This is a genomic window from Fictibacillus solisalsi (assembly GCF_900103485.1).
GTDB lineage: Bacteria > Bacillota > Bacilli > Bacillales > Fictibacillaceae > Fictibacillus_C > Fictibacillus_C solisalsi.
Genome location: NZ_FNHW01000001.1, coordinates 2,521,687 through 2,538,746 on the forward strand (window position 1 = coordinate 2,521,687; position 17,060 = coordinate 2,538,746).

Annotated in this window: 17 protein-coding genes; 7 read left to right on the plus strand and 10 right to left on the minus strand. The window is 44.2% G+C overall.

Annotation, left to right across the window (positions count from 1 at the left end; translation table 11 throughout):
• Window positions 1-236: 236 nt before the first annotated feature.
• From BLT53_RS12945 to BLT53_RS12955, 3 genes are read right to left on the minus strand one after another with little or no spacing between them, the layout of a single operon-like run.
• Complete coding sequence (locus BLT53_RS12945) at window positions 237-566, minus strand: thioredoxin family protein (RefSeq protein WP_090235379.1); 330 nt, start codon at window positions 564-566, stop codon at window positions 237-239.
• Between the two features lie 16 nt (window positions 567-582).
• On the minus strand, window positions 583-1,620 hold the full coding sequence (locus BLT53_RS12950; protein ID WP_090235381.1) for a PQQ-dependent sugar dehydrogenase: 1,038 nt from the start codon (window positions 1,618-1,620) through the stop codon (window positions 583-585).
• Window positions 1,621-1,629: 9 nt separating this feature from the next.
• On the minus strand, window positions 1,630-1,977 hold the full coding sequence (locus tag BLT53_RS12955; protein ID WP_061972166.1) for a toprim domain-containing protein: 348 nt from the start codon (window positions 1,975-1,977) through the stop codon (window positions 1,630-1,632).
• 302 nt (window positions 1,978-2,279) lie between these two features.
• On the opposite strand from BLT53_RS12955, the gene BLT53_RS12960 reads away from it, so the two are divergent.
• Window positions 2,280-2,669 carry a KGG domain-containing protein gene (locus tag BLT53_RS12960; RefSeq protein ID WP_090235383.1) on the plus strand — a complete coding sequence of 130 codons (390 nt, stop codon included), beginning with the start codon at window positions 2,280-2,282 and terminating at the stop codon, window positions 2,667-2,669.
• A gap of 90 nt (window positions 2,670-2,759) precedes the next feature.
• Here BLT53_RS12960 and BLT53_RS12965 read toward each other — a convergent pair whose 3' ends face one another.
• The 6 genes from BLT53_RS12965 to BLT53_RS12990 all read right to left on the minus strand — a co-directional run bounded on the left by BLT53_RS12965 (window position 2,760) and on the right by BLT53_RS12990 (window position 9,476).
• Complete coding sequence (locus BLT53_RS12965; protein WP_090236874.1) at window positions 2,760-3,011, minus strand: YusG family protein; 252 nt, start codon at window positions 3,009-3,011, stop codon at window positions 2,760-2,762.
• An 87-nt stretch (window positions 3,012-3,098) separates the two neighbouring features.
• Window positions 3,099-3,485, minus strand: coding sequence for a glycine cleavage system protein GcvH (gene gcvH, locus BLT53_RS12970; protein WP_061972160.1), 387 nt, complete (start codon window positions 3,483-3,485; stop codon window positions 3,099-3,101).
• A 67-nt stretch (window positions 3,486-3,552) separates the two neighbouring features.
• On the minus strand, window positions 3,553-3,915 hold the full coding sequence (locus BLT53_RS12975; protein ID WP_090235385.1) for an arsenate reductase family protein: 363 nt from the start codon (window positions 3,913-3,915) through the stop codon (window positions 3,553-3,555).
• 162 nt (window positions 3,916-4,077) lie between these two features.
• Complete coding sequence (locus tag BLT53_RS12980) at window positions 4,078-5,862, minus strand: acyl-CoA dehydrogenase family protein (protein WP_090235386.1); 1,785 nt, start codon at window positions 5,860-5,862, stop codon at window positions 4,078-4,080.
• 21 nt (window positions 5,863-5,883) lie between these two features.
• Window positions 5,884-7,065: an acetyl-CoA C-acetyltransferase gene (locus tag BLT53_RS12985; protein WP_090235387.1), complete on the minus strand. Its 1,182-nt coding sequence runs from the start codon at window positions 7,063-7,065 to the stop codon at window positions 5,884-5,886.
• A gap of 14 nt (window positions 7,066-7,079) precedes the next feature.
• Complete coding sequence (locus tag BLT53_RS12990; protein WP_090235389.1) at window positions 7,080-9,476, minus strand: 3-hydroxyacyl-CoA dehydrogenase/enoyl-CoA hydratase family protein; 2,397 nt, start codon at window positions 9,474-9,476, stop codon at window positions 7,080-7,082.
• A gap of 201 nt (window positions 9,477-9,677) precedes the next feature.
• Here BLT53_RS12990 and BLT53_RS12995 point away from each other — a divergent pair, with 201 nt between their 5' ends.
• The 6 genes from BLT53_RS12995 to BLT53_RS13020 all read left to right on the plus strand — a co-directional run bounded on the left by BLT53_RS12995 (window position 9,678) and on the right by BLT53_RS13020 (window position 16,062).
• Window positions 9,678-10,556 (plus strand): hypothetical protein, encoded by an 879-nt coding sequence (locus tag BLT53_RS12995; RefSeq protein ID WP_090235391.1) that lies wholly within the window; start codon window positions 9,678-9,680, stop codon window positions 10,554-10,556.
• Window positions 10,557-10,780: 224 nt separating this feature from the next.
• Window positions 10,781-11,470, plus strand: coding sequence for a CoA transferase subunit A (locus BLT53_RS13000; RefSeq protein ID WP_090235392.1), 690 nt, complete (start codon window positions 10,781-10,783; stop codon window positions 11,468-11,470).
• Window positions 11,471-11,488: 18 nt separating this feature from the next.
• Window positions 11,489-12,166 carry a CoA transferase subunit B gene (locus BLT53_RS13005; RefSeq protein WP_090235394.1) on the plus strand — a complete coding sequence of 226 codons (678 nt, stop codon included), beginning with the start codon at window positions 11,489-11,491 and terminating at the stop codon, window positions 12,164-12,166.
• Window positions 12,167-12,217: 51 nt separating this feature from the next.
• On the plus strand, window positions 12,218-13,612 hold the full coding sequence (locus BLT53_RS13010) for a GntP family permease (protein WP_090235395.1): 1,395 nt from the start codon (window positions 12,218-12,220) through the stop codon (window positions 13,610-13,612).
• A 43-nt stretch (window positions 13,613-13,655) separates the two neighbouring features.
• Entirely contained in the window at window positions 13,656-14,438 is a 783-nt protein-coding gene (locus BLT53_RS13015; RefSeq protein WP_090235397.1) for a 3-hydroxybutyrate dehydrogenase, read from the plus strand.
• An 85-nt stretch (window positions 14,439-14,523) separates the two neighbouring features.
• Window positions 14,524-16,062 carry an alpha/beta hydrolase gene (locus BLT53_RS13020; RefSeq protein WP_090235398.1) on the plus strand — a complete coding sequence of 513 codons (1,539 nt, stop codon included), beginning with the start codon at window positions 14,524-14,526 and terminating at the stop codon, window positions 16,060-16,062.
• A gap of 38 nt (window positions 16,063-16,100) precedes the next feature.
• Here the strand turns inward: BLT53_RS13020 and BLT53_RS13025 are convergent, their stop codons facing one another.
• The gene (locus tag BLT53_RS13025) at window positions 16,101-17,018 is read right to left on the minus strand and encodes a proline dehydrogenase family protein (RefSeq protein ID WP_090235400.1); all 918 of its coding nucleotides are present in this window, start codon (window positions 17,016-17,018) and stop codon (window positions 16,101-16,103) included.
• Between the last annotated feature and the right edge of the window lie 42 nt (window positions 17,019-17,060).

Here is a 17,060-nt window from a genome sequence, read left to right on the forward strand (position 1 = left end):
TTGTAATCTTTCTGTCACGTTTCTGAAAAACACAAAACCATCTTTTGTGCCCAGAATTCGTAAATAACCACTGTCTTGCTTGGTATCATAGCTTTTTTAAGGGTATCTCATCTCATTTAATGGCTGAAATGTGATGTAAAACGATTTACACATTTTTGTTTTATTTTACCACACCAACCATGTATTACATGAAAAAACACCCCCTAAAAAAGAAAAAAAGACACTGAATGTGCCTTTTACAGGTACTTTTTTAAGTTTTGATACAAAAAATCAACCGATTGCATGGCATAAATCTTGCGTACCGCAATCCCCCGGTTTAAAAAAAGGAGACAAGGCACACTTGTAATGTTATATTTTTCAGCCAGTTCGGGCATGGCATTTAAATTGATTGCACCCACTTTTGGCTGTTTTTTTCCGGGCTGGTCCAGCGCTTCCAAGGTGATCTCCAGCATTCGTCTGCCCATTTTACAGGTGCCGCAAAGTGGGGTTTGAATATAGAGAGCAGCCGGTTCCTCTGCCGACTCTTCAATATAACCCTTTGTCTCTAAGTTGGTTAAATCCTTCATACTTCTCCCCAATCCTTTAAAAACTGCTCATTTCGAGCATCTTGTCATCATTTTGTTTCGGTGTTCCCCTGCCATCTTTATTGTTGGTTAAAAAATAAAGCGTTCTGTTATGAACTTGAACATCCCTGAGGCGGCCATGATTGCTCGCTATCGTTTCCATTTGTTTACCAGAGATGTTTACTCTGATAATTTTTTCTCCGCGCAGACAGGCAATATAAATCTCGCCGCCCTGGATGGCAATGCCCGACGGCGCCCATGTCTCTCTTCCCGAATGAAGAAGAGGCTTTTCCATATTTCCTTTGGATTCATCCCCTTTGATGACCGGCCATCCGTAATTTCTTCCCGCTTTGATCACGTTTATTTCGTCATAGTTGGCTGAACCATGCTCACTTGAAAACATTTTGTCTCCATCCCATGCAAGCCCCTGTGGATTGCGGTGTCCGTAGGAATAAACGTAGGAATGTTCAAAGGGATTATCCTTTGGTATAGATCCATCGGCGTTCATTCTTAAAATCTTTCCGGCAAGACTGTCCTTTTTCTGGGCAAGCGAATCATCCCCTGAATCTCCTGTAGTTGCATACAGTTTACCGTCAGGTCCAAATTTGATTCTTCCGCCATTATGAATCGACCCTCCCGGTATCCCTTCAAGCAGCACATGATCTTCTATCAAAGATTTCTTTCCTGCTTTTAAAGAAGTGATTCGATTGTACACTTTTCCCTTTTCCTTGTAAGTGTAATATGCATACGCCCTATGATTCTCCCTGGCCTTCGGATCAAATACAAAGCCAAGGAAACCACCCTCCCCTTCTGAAAAAACCTTTTTGGATAACGATAATGGCACAGGAACCTTCTTACCTTGTTTCGTCACTTTCGTCATTATCCCGGTCCTTTCAGAAATATAGGTCTCTCCATTATAAAAATCGATCTGCCAGGGGACATTTAAATTCTCTGCAAAAATCTTTGTTTTTTCCTGTAGTTGCTTTTCGTTTTTCCCGGTTTTCTCAGAAGAACATGCAGTCAAGATCAGCAGGAGCAACAGGCAAAAGCGGTACATACATTTCTCCTATCCCAAACAATTTTTATTTATCGTAAAACGGGCACCCAGCAAAATATTTGCTAGGTACATGAGCGGTGTCTTTGCCACTTCCCGGTACATTTTATGAATGTATAAATGTTCAGCGTTCGGAAGTTCTCTTTGCAGCATTTTCCGCAGTTTAGCACCAGCTTCATCTGCATCGACCAATATATAAACATCTCTGTTTTCAATTTCGATTGCCAGCTCTTCAAGGCGTGAAAGCCCCATTGTTCCATTCGTACAGATAATTTCAACAGGCTCATTCAATATGGAGATCAGCTTATCCTTGTCAGATTTCCCTTCAACGATTATAACTTTATCACTGTTGTTATCCATCAATCATCTCTCCTATTTCTTCTAAAGAACAAGTATTAAAACGATTGATATTCCTCTTAGTTATTATAATACCCTTTATTTTATTAGAATCCTCTTTCAAATGTTAATTAAAACTGGCCGTTTCTTCTGGGTTCCCACCCTTTTTTACCATAAGAAAGCAACCCAGTAAGGAAAATCGTACTAACTTCTCTTAAAGTCGTTTAACGAGAACGAAAAGGGGATATTGTTTCTCTAAGTTCAACAGTACCATGCAAAAATAGCTGTTGAAAAATTACTTTTTACCATAAGAGGAGGAATTAGAAATGGCTAGAAACAATAATGACAACAGAGATGGAATGAGCAGAGAAGAAGCAGGTCGCATGGGCGGAGAAAAGACATCCAAAACCCATGGGAAAGATTTCTATCAGGAGATCGGCAAAAAAGGCGGGGAGTCTACTTCCGAAAGCCACGATAAAGACTTCTATCAGGAAATCGGTCAAAAAGGCGGAGAGTCAACTGCTTCCAGCCATGATAAAGATTTCTACCAGGACATTGGTAAAAAAGGTGGGGAATCCACAGCCGACAGCCATGATAAAGATTTTTATCAGGAAATCGGTAAAAAAGGCGGAGAAGCTACTTCCCAAAATCACGATAAAGATTTTTACAGAGAAATTGGACAAAAAGGCGGTAACAGCCGCAATAACAACGATTAATATAAATCAAGCAAAAAAGGACAAGCCCTCGGCTTGTCCTTTTTTGTTATAAAATAATCATGAAAGTGTGCCGGACTTACAGGGCGTTAACTAACACCAGCCCTCATCGCAACCCTGAACATAGCTTTTGGGATATTTCTGTGCTGAATTATTCTTTTTATAGATTTTATCAGCATCAAATTCAAACCCTTCAGCCATTTCATATTGATTGCCCTGATTGGAAAAAACGACGCGTCCGATTTTTTGGTTGTCATGGAACAAAGACATATAGCCTGCATCCATTTTTCCATACACTTTGGCAGTGATATCTGATTTAGCATCCTTTTGATTTGAATCGTTCATGTTCAATGAAGTCACTTCCTTCCGGAGATGATGTTTCTATTGTCTCCGTAAAGAAGCGACCTACTCATTGAAATTTTTTGTAAGGGATTAATCCTCTTTTGTCATTTCTTCATATTGTTCAGCAGACATGAGGTTTTCTGTTTCAGAAAGATCAGATGCTTCAACCACAATCATCCAGGCCTTTTCATAAGCAGATTCGTTTACGAGTTCAGGGCTGTCATCCAGCTCTTCATTGATCTCAACTACTTTTCCGGAAATTGGAGCATAGAGCTCGGAAACAGTTTTCACGGATTCAACGCTGCCAAATGGCTCGTCCGCTTTGATTTCGTCTCCTACTTCCGGAAGTTCTACGAATACGATATCTCCCAGCTCATCTTGTGCAAAATCGGTAATACCAATTCTTACTTTATTTCCTTCTTCAACTTTTACCCATTCATGTTCTTCTGAATAACGCAATTCTTTTGGAAAATTCATTCGTATCCCTCCAGGCTTTCTTGTTATTTATAATAACTATAATATTAAATTTATTATAGTTAAGCAACTATTTTGATGCCCATGTCTGTTGATATGTATCTTCTTTAAATCCAACGGTCACCTGTGTTCCATCGGTGGCAATCGGGCGCTTCAGCAGCATACCGTCAGAAGCCAGTAAATCAAACAGTTCCTCATCGGAAGCACTTTTGATTTTATCCTTTAAGCCGAGCTCTCTGTACTTCATTCCACTCGTATTAAAGAATTTTTTTAAATCCAGTCCGCTTTTTGAGACAAGCTCCTTGATTTCCTCTTTTGAAGGAGGGTTTTCAACGATATGGACAGATTTGAATGGAACATCATGATTTTCCAGCCATTTCCTTGCTTTCTGGCATGTTCCGCATTTTGGATACTGGTAAAAAGTCAGGCTCATTTGTTTCACTCCTTCCTTTCCATAGTAACACAAAATAGTGTTGCCACGTAAAGGGAAATTAATCATCAGCCTCATCAGAGATGAACACAAAAAAATGCTCCGGCTATGTACCGGAGCCAAATGAGAGAGTACTTTCAAGATAAGGCAGTGGTAGTATGAAACTTAAATAACGTAACGTTCTTCCTCCAATACAACAGCGGCAATTTCACGTTTTTTCTTGATGACATTGGTCGGTGTATGGCGTGTGAGCTTGCGCAGCGCAGACAGCATCATGCGAAGGGTATCCCCTTCTTCCACTCCGATAATCGATTCTTTGGCATGAGCTTCCATACGGTTAAAGGCTTCCTGGCAGAACACCTCGGTCATTAACAGCTTTTGCGTATTCTTCTCAAGGCCGGTTCGGTTGATGGCTTTTTCCGTACGCAATACGGTTGATTCCATTGCGTATACCTCGCTTACCAAATCTGCAAGGTTTGCAAGAATCTCCTGTTCATTTTCAAGCTTCGGCCCAAACTTTTGCACCGCAAGACCGGCCACCATTAAAATGATCTTCTTGCCCATGCTGACGAGATACTTTTCCTGTTCGAGTGGTTCTGTTCCCACTTCCTGTGGCATCATCATCATTAATTCATTCTGAAGGGCAGTTGCCTTTTCAATCAGCGGCAATTCACCTTTCATCGCTTTGCGGACAAGCGTTCCCGGAACAAGCAAGCGGTTGATTTCATTCGTTCCTTCAAAAATCCGATTGATACGGGAATCCCGGTAGGCTCCCTCTACTTCATATTCAGCCATAAAGCCGTATCCACCATGGATTTGTACGGCTTCGTCCACCACATAATCTAGAACTTCTGAAGCAAAGAACTTATTCAGGGAGCACTCAATGGCATATTCAGCAATGGCTTTTGCCACTTCTTTTCCATCTTTTTGAGCCTCGGCATCCAATCCGCCCAACCGTTTTTCAAAAAGGCCTACCGTACGGTAAACAGAGCTTTCGGAAGCATAGGTCTGGACTGCCATGTTGGCGATTTTCTCCTGAATAAGTGGGAAGGAACTGATTTTGCGTTTGAACTGGGAACGTTCATTGGCATATTTGGCTGAGACCTCAATTCCGCGTTTTGCCCCGCCCACGCAGCCTACCGCAAGCTTATAACGGCCAATATTCAAGATGTTAAAGGCAATCACATGGCCTCTTCCCGCTTCTCCGAGGAGGTTTTCCTTCGGCACAGGAACATCCTCCAGGATCAAGGTTCTTGTTGAAGAGCCCTTTATCCCCATTTTCTTTTCTTCGGGGCCTGTAGATACTCCAGGAAAGCCCCGCTCCACGATAAATGCAGAGAATTGTTCGCCGTCAATCTTCGCGTATACAATAAATACATCCGCAAATGCCGAGTTGGTAATCCATTGTTTTTCACCGTTCAGGATATAATGAGTCCCCTCTTCATTCAGCTTTGCAGTGGTTTTAGCACCCAAAGCATCTGAACCTGATCCAGGTTCTGTCAGAGCGTATGCGGCAATTCTGGTTCCAGTGGCCAGATCAGGAAGGTACCGTTGTTTCTGGTCTTCGTTTCCGAACAGTACTATAGGAAGAGAACCAATTCCTACGTGCGCGCCGTAACTTAAAGAGAAGCCTCTGGCACGGGCAAACCTTTCCGTGATCAGGGAAGATGAAATTTTGTCGAGCTCAAGGCCGCCGTAAGCTTCCGGAACATCTGCACCCAACAGGCCAAGTTCTCCCGCTTTGGTCAGCAATTTTCTTGAGATATCAAACTGATGGTTTTCAATTTTGTCAATTTGCGGGACCACTTCTTTTACAACATAATCTTCCGTGGTTTTAGCAATCATTAAATGTTCTTCTGAAAAATCCTCCGGTGTGAAAAGATCCTCCGCTTGTATATCCTCCACTAAAAAACTTCCGCCTTTAAACACTTTTTCCATTGTGTTAGACATGCTTTTCCCTCCCGTTTTGGCTTAGCCCACTAGTTCAAAAACGCCGGCAGCACCCATTCCGCCGCCAATACACATGGTTACAACTCCAAATTGTTCTCCTCTTCTCTTCATCTCATGAAGCAGAGTAAGCGTCAATTTGGCCCCGGAGCATCCAAGGGGATGGCCTAAAGCAATTCCCCCTCCATTAACGTTCACTCTATCCTCAGGAAGACCCAGCTCACGTATCACCTGAACAGCTTGTGAGGCAAATGCTTCATTCAATTCAAATAACCCAATATCAGCTACCTCAAGGCCCGCAAGTTTAAGTGCTTTTGGGACAGCAGCTACAGGGCCGATTCCCATAATTTCCGGAGGCACGCCTGCCACAGCAAAACTTCTGAATTTAAGAAGCGGCGTTAACCCTTCTGCCTCTGCTTTCTCACGGTCCATTACAAGTACTGTGGCTGCTCCGTCGCTGGTTTGAGATGCATTGCCTGCTGTTACTGAACCTCGTACCGAAAAGGCCGGGCGCAGTCGTGCAAGTCCTTCTAACGATGTATCAGGTCGAACGCCCTCATCCGTATCCACTGTAAATTCCTTTTCGTTCAGTTTATTGTCTTCACCCAGCCATCGTTTCGTGACGGTAACTGGAACGATTTCATCCTTAAATTTCCCTTCCCTGATGGCCCGCGCTGCGTTTTGATGGCTCCTGACCGCAAACGCATCCTGGTCTTCACGGGTCACACCAAACCGGTTGGCGACTTCTTCCGCTGTATATCCCATTCCCATGTAATATTGCGGGACGGTCTCCACCAACCGCGGATTCGGTTTGACCACGTGCCCCTCCATCGGTAGAAGGCTCATCGATTCCGCTCCGCCGGCCAATACAGCCTGTGCATGGCCAAGCATGATTTTTTCTGCGCCATAGGCAATACTTTGCAGTCCTGAAGAACAGAACCGGTTGACCGTGATTGCCGGAACGGTATCCGGAAGACCTGCGCGTGCACCGATCAGCCGGGCCATATTCATTCCTTGTTCGGCCTCCGGTATGGCACAGCCCATAATCAGATCATCAATTGGACCATCATATCCGCCTGCGCGACGCAGCGTCTCTTTTACTGTTATTGCTGCCAGCTCATCCGAACGCATTTGAGCGAAGGATCCTTTTTTTGCTTTGCCTATCGGCGTTCTTGCTCCTGCTACGATTACAGCATCTTTCTGCATGTTTTCCCCTCCTTTTAGTTGCGAAGCGGTTTTCCTTTTGTCAGCATGTGCTGCATTCTTGCCTGTGATTTTGGTTCTCCGGCAAGACTCAGGAAGGCCTCCCGTTCAAGATCCAGTAAATATTGTTCATCAACCAATGTCCCTTCAGGAACTCTTCCTCCTGCAAGCACAAAAGCAAGCTTTTTCGCGATTTTCAAATCATGATCCGATACATATCCCCCGAAACGCATGGTTTCTGCGCCAAGACAAAGGGTTGCATAACCCGCTTCGCCGACCACCGGAATCTTTGAGCGCTTTGGCGGCTGATAGCCCTGTTTTGCCAGAGACAGCACACGCTGCTTGGCATCATATAACAGGTGATCCCCATTTACAGAAATACCGTCTTGAGGACGCAGGTAACCAAGTTTTGCAGCTTCTTGTGCAGAAGTGGACACTTTGGCCATGGCGATGGTTTCAAATACTTGATTGACGACTCCCTGCAGATCAAGCTTTGCACCTTTAGGCAGGCGCTCCACTTGGCGGCGAAGAAGCTCTTTGTTTCCGCCTCCGCCAGGTATCAGTCCGACGCCGACTTCCACGAGACCCATATACGTTTCAGCGGACATTTGCATTTCGGCTGCAGGCATGGAAATTTCTGCTCCGCCACCAAGACTCATGCCAAAGTTTGCTGTAACCACCGGCTTTTTACTGTAGCGAACCATGTTCATCGTATTCTGGAACTGGCGGACCATCATATCGAGTTCGAAAAAGTTATCATCCTGTGCCTCCATCAGGATCAGCATTAAGTTTGCACCGACACAAAAATTCTTGCCCTGGTTTCCAATGACCAGACCTTCGTAATTTCGTTCTACTTCCTCCAGTGCTTTATGAATCATCATAATGATGTCCGGCCCAATGGCATTGTTTGGTGATGTGAATTCAAGGCAGGCAACACCATCGCCCATATCTATCAGGCTGGCGCCCGTATTCTTAGTTATTAGACCGCCTTTATTTTTAAGCAGTGACAGATGAACGGTTTTTGGATTTTCATCGACTTTTTTGTAGTCGCCTTTATGGTAGAACGAAACCCCGCCATTCTCAGTCTGATAAAACGAGGTATTTCCACATCCCACCATCTCATGAATCCAGGCAGGAACGGTTTCGCCTTCTTCTTCCATCCGTTTGACCGATTCACTGACACCAATGGCATCCCAGATTTCAAATGGACCATGCTCCCATCCGAATCCCCATTTCATTGCATTATCAATGGCTGCAATATCATCTGCAATTTCGTATGCTTTTTCTGCCGAGTAGATTAATACCGGTTTGACGATAGACCACAGCATCTCGCCTGCCCGGTCTTTACTGTATAAAAGCGCTTTCACTTTTTGCTCTGTTGTCTTCAACTGTTTAGCTTGTTCTGTCGTTGGCGTTTTCAGCTTTTGCCGTGGCTTGTATTCCAGAGTTGATGGATCAAGCTCAAGGATTTCTCCTCCCTGCTGGCTCTTTTGTTTCATATAAAAGCCCTGCCCGGATTTGCTTCCCATCCAGCCTTTTTCCACCATCTCATTTAAAAAAGGCGGAACATCAAATACTTCCTTTTCTTTGCCCTCCACCTGGTCATACACGTTTTTGGCTACATGAAGGAAGGTATCCAGTCCAACTACATCGAGTGTCCGGAACGTAGCACTCTTCGGACGGCCAATGAGAGGTCCAGTGACGGAGTCGATTTCACCAACACTGTACCCCTGTTTCATCATTTCCTGCACAGTGACCATCAGTCCGTATGTTCCAATCCGGTTGGCAATAAAGTTCGGTGTGTCTTTAGCGACAACAACGCCTTTGCCGAGTATGTTTTCCCCAAATCCCTTCATAAAAGATACTACTTCGGGGCTGGTATCGTCCGTTGGAATGATTTCCAACAATTTTAAGTATCTTGGCGGATTAAAGAAGTGAGTTCCCAGGAAATGCCTTTTGAAATCATCTGACCGATCCATCGCCATTGCATCAATGGAGATTCCCGATGTATTCGAGCTGATAATGGACCCTTTTTTTCTGAACTGCTCCACTTGCTCAAAAATTTGGCGTTTGACATCAAGCCGTTCAACTACTACTTCAATAATCCAGTCCACATCATTCAATTTGGATAAATCATCTGTAAAATTCCCGACTGAAATCAAATCCAGATTTTCTTTTACTGCCAGTGGTGCCGGTTTTTGTTTCAGCATGCGTTCCTTTGCCTGCAATGTGAGCCTGTTTCGGTATTGAGGACTTTCTTCTGTCAGACCCTTGGATTTTTCAGCGTCTGACAATTCCCTCGGCACCATATCCAGAAGTAATGTAGGAATTCCCACATTCGCAAGGTGTGCTGCTATTCCTGCACCCATCACACCAGACCCTAATACAGCAGCCTTTTGAATGGTTATGGCCATCTTATTTCCTCCTTTAGCTATTGAATGAATACTCATTCATTTTTAGCCCAAAAAAATAAATGACTACTTTTTAAATTTAGTTCTACCCTCATCATAAGACATTTCAATTATTTTGACAACATAGAATTTTCTTTCTTTTTTAAAAGCTTTTTGTCATAGTTAAATGGTAAAAAGTTTCCTCTATTGAAAGGAAGTGGCATGATGTCCATAAAACTTAGTGTTCTTATTCTGCATGGGATCGGCAATCAAGATGAAACCTATGCCGACGACTTTATGAAAGCACTCCGCAGCCACTTTGCAAAAAATATTGCCTCCCTCCACCCTGCCCCAGGATCACAGGTGGAGATGGTGCCCGTTTATTGGGGTGGCGTTTTTAATGAACGGGAGGACGAATTATGGGCAAAGGTCAATAAGGAAAATACGTTAAACTATGCCTTCCTTCGTCAATTTGTTATTCGTTTTTTCGGTGATGCCATTGCTTACCAGCCATCGCCCGTTTCATTTCCACATTTGAATCCAAACTATGAAAAAGTGCATGAAGCGGTGGCTTCCGGCATGAACAAGCTTCGGGAAAAGACAGGTGATCTATCCCCTCTTACCGTTGTTTCCCACAGTCTTGGCACGGTGATCGCCAGTAACTATTTTTATGATCTGCAATATCTTCAAGAAAAGGTCCCTGAAGCCATTAAGCAATTAAAATCGGATACTCCTCTGGAAAATGGAGAAACCCTTGCCAATTTTTACACCCTGGGAACTCCTATGCCTTTATGGACCCTCAGGTATAACGACTTTGATAAGCCGATTGAAGTCCCTTCTCCTCAACTCAAAAAACACTTTCCCCACTTAGACGGGGAATGGCTCAACTATTATGATCAAGATGACGTAATTGCCTTCCCCTTGAAATCATTAAATGAAGTGTACAACCGGTTGGTGAAAAAGGATATTGAGGTTAGCAGTGGAAATATTTTTACCTCCTGGTCCCCATTCTCCCATATCTTTTATTTCAAGACCGACAAAATCATTAAAGAAATCGCACGTTCTCTCTCCGAACAATGGAAAATGGTGAATAACGTTTCATAATTTTCCGAAAAGCCGGAACCCTTTCCGGTTTTCCGGAAAGGGTTCCGGTCTTACTAAGACCCTTGTTTTTTAAAAAGAAAAGATAAAGTATTTCCGGTTTCCCGGAATTATTGGAAGCTTAAATTGTTCACACATCGTTCAACTCTTTATTCCACAGGTTGAATTAGCTTTGGCATGAAACTTGCAAGACTACTGACCGAGTCTGAAAAAGGAGTGAACATCACATGAAGCCTGTATTATCTTCGTTTCAAGAAGCTGTTAAAGAAATACCAGACGGATCCGTTCTAATGGTGGGCGGTTTTGGACTGGTTGGCATTCCGGAAAATTTGATTCTTTCTCTTGTTGAAGCAGGAACCAGGGATTTGACCATTATTTCAAATAACTGCGGAATAGATGACTGGGGGCTTGGCCTGTTGCTGAAAAACAAGCAGATCAAGAAAATGATTGGTTCCTATGTGGGAGAGAACAAAGAGTTTGAACGCCAGGTGCTGGCTGGAGAGATTGAAGTGGAACTCATCCCCCAAGGAACATTGGCCGAGAGAATTCGGGCAGGCGGCGCAGGCATTCCGGCTTTTTATACACCTGCTGGAGTAGGAACGCCTCTTGCTGAGGGCAGGGAAATCCGTACATTTAATGAAAAGGAATACATGCTGGAGACAGGGCTTCAAGCCGACTTCAGTTTGATCCGTGCCGCGAAAGCAGACAAAATGGGGAATCTGGTTTATCACAAAACTGCCCGAAATTTCAATCCCATGATGGCTGCAGCCGGAAAAGTTACGATTGTGGAGGTTGAAGAGCTATGTGAGACAGGAAGTTTGGGTGCCGACGAGATCCATACTCCTGGCATATATGTTCAATCGCTAATCGTTGGGATACAGGAAAAAAGAATTGAAAAGCTGACTGTAGCAAACTAGAAGATTGGAGGAAAGCATATGAGTACAAAAATACTAGACAAAAAAGCAATTAGAGAAAAGATTGCAAAACGAGCTGAGCAGGAAATTGAAAGCGGTTTCTATGTCAATTTGGGAATCGGCATGCCTACCATGGTTGCAAATCACCTTTCAGCAAACAAAAGCGTGGTCCTACAATCTGAAAACGGGCTTCTTGGGATCGGTCCTTATCCTGCTGAGAAAGACGTTGATCCTGACTTAATTAATGCCGGGAAAGAGACAATCACCGCCATCAAAGGTGCTTCTTATTTCGACAGCGCGGAATCCTTTGGCATGATTCGAGGGGGACACATCGATATCGCCATCCTTGGCGGTATGGAGGTGTCAGAGAAAGGCGATCTTGCAAACTGGATGATTCCAGGAAAAATGATCAAAGGAATGGGCGGCGCGATGGACCTTGTTCATGGGGCAAAACAGATCATTGTCATTATGGATCATGTCAGCAAGGACGGTACAAGCAAAATCTTAAAGGAATGTACTCTGCCCCTTACCGGCAAGGGTGTTGTCAACCGAATCATTACTGAACGAGCCGTCATTGATGTGACTGAAGATGGGCTGTTGCTTGCAGAAGTAGCCACAGGCTACACCATTGAGGACATCAAGGAATGCACCGATCCGTCTCTCATTATTTCAGAGCACATTAAAATGGATGCCTATTAAAGCTTTTTTAAAAAGAAAACTTGGTCATGAAAAGTATAGGGGGTTTTTGTTGTGGATATTATTATTATCTTACTGGCGCTGTTTTTTCTTATGTTTGTCGCCTACCGTGGCTTTAGCGTTATCCTGTTTGCGCCAATTGCGGCCCTGTTTGCCGTATTGTTAACCGACCCGGGCCATGTTCTACCGTTTTTCTCGGGTGTATTTATGGAGAAAATGGTTGGGTTCATTAAACTGTATTTCCCGGTATTCTTACTGGGTGCAATTTTCGGAAAAGTTATTGAAATGTCCGGCTTTGCAAAGTCCATTACGAGAGCTGTCATTAAACTCATTGGACCAAGCCGGGCCATGCTCGCCATTGTTCTGGTTGGCGCCATCCTGACATATGGCGGGGTTTCACTATTTGTAGTAGCTTTTGCTCTTTATCCTTTTGCTTCCGAACTTTTCAAAATGGCAGACATCCCGAAACGCTTAATACCAGGAACCATTGCTCTTGGGGCGTTTACGTTTACGATGGATGCTTTTCCTGGTACTCCACAGATACAAAACATCATCCCCACCACCTTTTTCAAAACCGATACATGGGCTGCCCCATGGCTTGGATTGATTGGCGGACTGTTTGTTCTCGGCGTCGGAATGACGTATCTGGAATGGAGAAGAAGGAAGGCTGCAAGAGCGGGAGAGGGCTATGGGACCGGCCACATCAATGAGCCGGATCAGATTCCTGACGAGAACCTCCCCAACGCATTTATTGCCATATTGCCGCTCCTTCTTGTAGGAATCTTCAATAAAGTATTCACCTCTATGATTCCTAAATATTACGGAACCGTTTTTGATTTTTCGAAGATCGGAATGAAGGATGTTCCGCCTGTTGAAATCCCTAAACTCGCAGCGGTTTGGGCGGTGGAAGGTGCTCTTGTCATCGGAATTGTAACCGTTCTTATTTTTGCCTTCAAGCAGGTCAAAACAAACTTTAATGCCGGTATCAACCTCTCCATCGGTGGGGCATTGCTTGCAACCCTGAATACAGCTTCTGAATACGGATTTGGTGGCGTCATCGCTGCACTGCCTGGCTTTGCATCTGTTAATAAAGGAATGGCAGACACCATCCAGGATCCCCTCGTAAACGAAGCAGTGACAACAACCGCCCTGGCTGGTATTACGGGTTCTGCATCAGGTGGCTTAAGCATCGCGCTAGCGACCATGGGTGATAAATATGTGGAACAGGCAGATAAACTCGGGATCGATCCTGAAGTGCTTCACAGGGTCGCATCCATGGCGAGCGGAGGAATGGATACCCTTCCTCATAATGGAGCGGTAATTACCCTTCTTGCTGTTACAGGTTTAACACATAAACAATCATACTTGGACATATTCGCCATGACGATCATAAAAACCATTGCCGTCTTTTTTGTTATCGGTCTCTATTACCTGTTTGGAATTGTTTAAGAATAGAGAGAGAAATAGTCATACACCAAAAGGAGAATCAGAAATGGCATTACTTGAAAATAAAGTTGCATTCATCACAGGCGCCGCAAGCGGGATCGGACTGGAAATCGCCACTGATTTTGCAAAAGAAGGAGCAAGAGTGGCCATTTGCGACCTGAACGCTGATAAAGCAGAACGCGCGGCTGCCTCCCTTAAAGAACAAGGCTTCAAAGCCATTGGCATTGCATGTGATGTTAGTAACGAAGACGCCTTAAAGCAAGCCATGGATGACACCGTCAGTGAGTTTGGCAGGCTGGATGTGGTGATCAACAATGCTGGCCTACAGCATGTGTCACCATTGGAGGAATTCCCGACAGAGAAGTTTGAGCTTCTGATCAAGGTGATGCTCACTGCTCCGTTCATGGCTACAAAACATGCTTTTCCCATTATGAAAAAGCAAGGCTTTGGACGTATCCTTAATATGGCATCTATCAACGGACTCGTTGGATTCGCCGGGAAAGCCGCTTATAACAGCGCCAAGCACGGTGTCATCGGCTTAACTAAAGTAGCAGCACTTGAAGGGGCTCAACATGGCATTACCGTCAATGCGATCTGCCCCGGTTATGTCGACACTCCGCTTGTACGGAACCAGCTGTCAGATCTGGCCCGCACGCGCAACGTGGAGCTTGAAAAAGTACTTGAAGAGGTCATCTATCCATTAGTTCCGCAAAGACGATTGCTTACTGTTAAAGAAATCTCGGATTATGCCATCTTTTTGGCAAGCGATAAAGCCGCTGGAGTGACCGGGCAGGCCGTCGTAATCGACGGCGGTTATACAGCTCAATAAATACGTGAGTTCGAACAAAATAACAACGAGAAGAGTCCGCTTAAATTTACCCGGGCTCTTCTTTGTTTAAATGGAGGAAGCATTTATGAAAAGAAAATGTTTTGGAATCATCGCGGCCGCTTCACTGTTAATCTTCTCCAGCATGCAAACCGCACATGCCGACAAGAAAGACTCCCCCTATCCCGAATTTAAAGGCGCACATGATGTTAGAGAAACAATATTTGATGGAAAAGATGGTAACTGGCTGACGACCAAAAATCCAAAACAATATGAAGCGGCTACCGTTTATGGAAACCTGGGCCTTGCTCCCTACAATTGGGGAGATAAAGCGAAAGGCACTGGCTGGAATAAGCTGTATCAGCCTGCTGAAATTACAGGAACACAAGTAAATGGCGCATTCGAGGATGCACAATTTGTAATCAGGGTGCCCCATAACTGGAACGGAAAACTAGTCGTGGCAGGCATCCCGGCAACCAGAAATGAAACCTCAACCGATCTTCTGTTCAGTGATTATATGCTTTCGAAAGGTTATGCTTTTGCAGCCATTGATAAAGGCACACAAGGAACATCCGATCCTGACGATCCTTTTGCAAAAGTGAAGAATGCGCTTGCCAGTGAAGAAGACAGCATCTCGGAATGGCATCAGCGATTCAGGCAGATAACGATTGCTGCCCAGCACTATCTTGAAAAGAATTATCCTCACCAGCTGATCAAGAAAAGTGATAAGGACAATCCGGCGAGCAAACTCGTTACAAAAAAACACCGTGTTCCCACCTATGCTGTGGGTATTTCCAATGGCGGTTATGTGGTCCGCTATGCACTCGAACATGACGGCATGAAAAAATCCGGCAGGCCTTCTTTATTTGATGGCGGAATTGATTGGGAAGGCGTTTTATGGAGAACGCATGATCCAAATTTAATTACGTCTCTCACCCCTGTAGTAAATTCTGCTGAAAAGGCATTGTACGGGACACCATCAGAGCAGGCAAAGGCGAGAAAAGAACTGTATAAAGCCGGCGTTCCGAAAGGTTCTGAAAATCTATGGTCCTATCATGATCAGGTCTACTGGTTTGTTACACTAAACATATACAGGGACGAGCTTGATCCTAGTGCACCAAATCGGATACCATGGCAAAATTACTTGAATTTTATCAACGGTGTCCGGGATCGGACCTATGATTCTATTTTTCAAAACTATGACTACAACACCCGCCCCGCTTCTGTAAAAAGGAATGTGGAAGCCATACAGAACACTGGCAGAATCAATGTTCCATTAATCAGCCTGACAGGTTCCTGGGATTCATTGATTTTCCCTTCCGTTCATGCGGATCCCTATGACAAGCTGATCAAGAAAAACGGCCGCGGCAATCTCCACCGCCTGTACACCATCGAGAAAGGAAACCATGTGGACAGCTTGGTATGGAATACAGCAACAGATCCAAAAAAAGAATTGCAGCCTTTGCTTCCGTATGTGTATCAATCCTTTAACATGCTGGTGGACTGGGTGGAAAATCACAAGAAGGCGCCAAAAAGCAAAACCGTTCCCGTACCGAAGGATAACACGAAAGTGATCGATATAAAGACAGGGGAAGAGCATGAGCCTCTCACAACGGCAGGAAATTAAAGCTAAGAAAAAAGGATACCCAGACGGGCATCCTTTTTTTACTTTCCAAATACACCTTTCACGACAAACATGACGTTCGCCGGGCGTTCAGCCAGGCGGCGCATGAAATAACCGTACCAATCGTTACCGTATGGTACATAGATGCGCATTTTATATCCTTCCTGCATCAGCTGCTCCTGCCGCTCTACTTTAATGCCGAAGAGCATTTGGAATTCAAACTGGTCATATGGGATGGAATGTTTCTTAACCAGGTCTTTCGTATAATTGATAATCTCATCATCGTGAGTGGCAATGGCTGTATAATTGCCATTCAGTAAATGAGTTTCTATCAGCTTCTTATAGTTTTCATCCACATCTGATTTCTCAGGAAAGGCAACTTCCTGTGATTCTTTATATGCGCCTTTCACGAGCCGGAGATTGGGATGATATTCATTCAGATTCTTAACGTCTTCCAGCGACCGGTAAAGGTACGCCTGGATCACTGTTGATATATTATCAAATTCGCTTTTTAGCTTTTTAAAGATTTCCAGTGTCTTTTCACACCGGCTGTAATCTTCCATATCAATGGTCACAAATACATTGTATTTTTGGGCGGCTTCCATGATTTTTCGCATGTTGGCCATTACCAGGTCATCACTGATGTCCAGTCCCATGGACGTGAGCTTTAAGGATAACTGGGAATTTACATTTTCCTTTGAAATGGCTTTAATGGCATCAATACAATGCTCTGTCATTTCTTTCGCTTCGAGTTCGTTGTCAACAAACTCACCGAGATGGTCAATCGTGACAGGCATTCCTTTTTCATTCAATTTTTTGATGGCCGAGATTGAGCTGTCCAGTGAAGCTCCGGCGACAAAACGGCTTGCCCCAAATTTCAGGCCGTACCTTTTTGCCAGTTTTGTCATCGTTTTGTTTTTTGCCAGAAACAGAAAGAAATCTCTCATCGCCTGTTCCATCGTTAATTCCCCCTATAGATTCAGTCTCTCTCTTTCATGGTG